This is a genomic window from Acidimicrobiales bacterium, from assembly GCA_035533095.1.
Lineage (GTDB): Bacteria > Actinomycetota > Acidimicrobiia > Acidimicrobiales > Palsa-688 > DATLUM01.
The window spans coordinates 1-2,226 of the sequence record DATLUM010000026.1; the positions used below are offsets into that span (position 1 = coordinate 1).

The window sequence follows — 2,226 nt, forward strand, 5'->3', positions numbered from 1 at the left end:
CCCGCGCACCGAGGTGAAGGCGGGCGACCAGATGTTCCTCACCGTCGACACCGAGCGCCTCCACTTCTTCGACCCGAGCTCGGGCAAGTCCGTCTCGGAGTGAACGCCCCTAGCCCCGGCGTTCGCCCGGGTTGAGCAGGCCGGTGACGGGCGACGACGCCTGGGCGTTCCTGGTCTTACCTTGCGATTAAACCTTCCCGCCCTTCGGCGTCGGGGCTTGCGCGCTCCAGCCCTCGGCTGACTCGACGATGAGAAGCGACAGCATCTCGAGCTCGGCGAGGAGGGTGCGGATCTGTTTGGCGTTGTCGAACCAGGCCTCGTAGCGCTCCTTCTGCTCTCTCGTGAGCAGCCGGGTGACGGTCTTGCCGTTGACCTTGCGAGTCCACTGGTAGTAGGGGCCGTGCAGCTGCGGCGGGTCTGCCGTGCAGCGACAGCCCGGCTTCTTGCAGCAGATCCGCCGCTCGAGGATCGTGCCCGGGAGCGCGAAGTCGCTCGCGCCGAGCTTGGCGACGATCCGCTCCTTGGCCCGGCGGTCCTTGGGGTTCGGCCGTGGCATGGACACCTCCTGTCGCAGTCTGGCCGATGATCCACCACTTCGAGTAGCTACAGTAGGACACTGTAGCCCACGGCATGCCGGACGGGCGGGGAGGGTGACGTGGGCGATGGATCGGCTGAGGACGAGCGCGAGGCGACCCTCGTCCGGTTCCGGCGGGAGCTGTACTCGTGCTTCACTCGGTGGGGCGACGCGCTCTTCGAGCTGTGCGACGCTGTGCTCTGCTCGCCCTCCCCGGTGTCCTCGGTCCCCTCGCTCAGCCTGGAGCCGGTGTTCCGACGAAGCCACGGCAGCCTCTACAAGGCCCTCGCGCTCGGTCGGGTCGACGAGGACAAGCTGCGCAGGCTCCTCGTCGCCAACCGGCCGCCTGCCTGGCCCGCCGTCTTCGCTGTCGACGCCTCGACCTTCGATCGCTGCGACGCCGAGACGAGCCCCGAGCGTGGCTTTCACTACTCGGCGTCCAAGCACTCGGCCGGACAGCCGATCGTGGCGGGATGGTCCTACCAGTGGATCTGCCAGCTCGACTGGGCAGCCGACTCTTGGACCGCTCCGCTCGACGCGATGCGCATCGCGCCACACATGGACGCGACGACGGCCACGATCGACCAGGTCCGACGCCTCGTCGACCTGCTTCCAGGCGACGGCCGGGTCCCGCTGCTCGTCTTCGACGCCGGCTATGACGGGATCGCCCTCGGCGCGGGGCTCGCCGACGTGCGTGCCGAGGTGCTCGTGCGTATCAGCTCGTCACGGGTCTTCCATCCCGACCCCGCTCCCCGGGCGCCTGGCGCCATCGGGCGGCCGCGACGCCACGGGGCACGGTTCGTGTGTTCGGACCCCGCGACCTGGACGAGGCCAGACGCCGAGCTCACCACCTGCGACCCCCGCTACGGCAACGTACGCGTTGCGGCCTGGCACGACCTGCACCCGAAGCTGCACGGCCGGGGGCGCTGGGCCGACCACGACCTGCCACCGATCATCCGCGGCAGCGTCATCCGGGTGGACGTCGAGCACCTGCCACGACCGACCGGACGGGCGCTGAAGACGCTCTGGCTGTGGTGGTCCGGTCCGGGCACCCCCGATCTCGACCTGTGCTGGCGTGCCTACCTGCGGCGCTTCGACATCGAGCACACCTACCGGTTCGCGAAGTCCACGCTCGGCTGGACGACGCCGGCCATCCGCACGCCCGAGCAGGCAGATCGCTGGACCTTCCTCGTCGTCGCGGCCCACACCGAGCTGCGGCTGGCCCGCGGTCTCGTCGCCGACCTGCGCCTGCCCTGGGAGCGGCCGCGCGACCCGTCGCTGCTGACCCCGGCAAGGGTCCGCAGAGGGTTTCGTCGGCTGCGTACGACGATCGGCACGCCCGCCGGCCCACCGAAATCCCAGACACCCGGCCCCGGGCGTCCGAGAGGAACCCGAAGACCGCCACGAGCCCGCTATCCGGCGGTCAAGAAGGCCGCCTGAGCAGGTTCGGAGGTTTAATCCCAAGCTAAGAGGCCGCGCGGATAGGCAGATAGTTCTCTGAACAGGCCATTCGCGCAGAAATAGACCATCCACCGGTCGTGTGTTTGTCCCGAGTTTCATGTCGGGTGCACCCAAACGCCAACGACCAGTGGAGGTCGCCACCCATCATGCGCGCGTTCGATCCCGAAGTGAAAGCAATCGTCTGGCAGGCG

2 protein-coding genes are annotated in these 2,226 nt (G+C 68.9%); one reads left to right on the plus strand and one right to left on the minus strand.

Annotated features, from left to right (window positions below):
* Positions 1 to 187: 187 nt before the first annotated feature.
* The gene (locus VNF71_02735) at positions 188 to 556 is read right to left on the minus strand and encodes a DUF6788 family protein (GenBank protein HVA73464.1); all 369 of its coding nucleotides are present in this window, start codon (positions 554 to 556) and stop codon (positions 188 to 190) included.
* 99 nt (positions 557 to 655) lie between these two features.
* On the opposite strand from VNF71_02735, the gene VNF71_02740 reads away from it, so the two are divergent.
* Positions 656 to 2,014 carry an NF041680 family putative transposase gene (locus tag VNF71_02740; GenBank protein ID HVA73465.1) on the plus strand — a complete coding sequence of 453 codons (1,359 nt, stop codon included), beginning with the start codon at positions 656 to 658 and terminating at the stop codon, positions 2,012 to 2,014.
* Positions 2,015 to 2,226 lie beyond the last annotated feature (212 nt).

Coding starts and splice junctions, on each gene's coding strand:
- VNF71_02735 (HVA73464.1), bottom strand. CDS start 556: ATGCCACGGCCGAACCCCAAGGACCGCCGGGCCAAGGAGCGGATCGTC.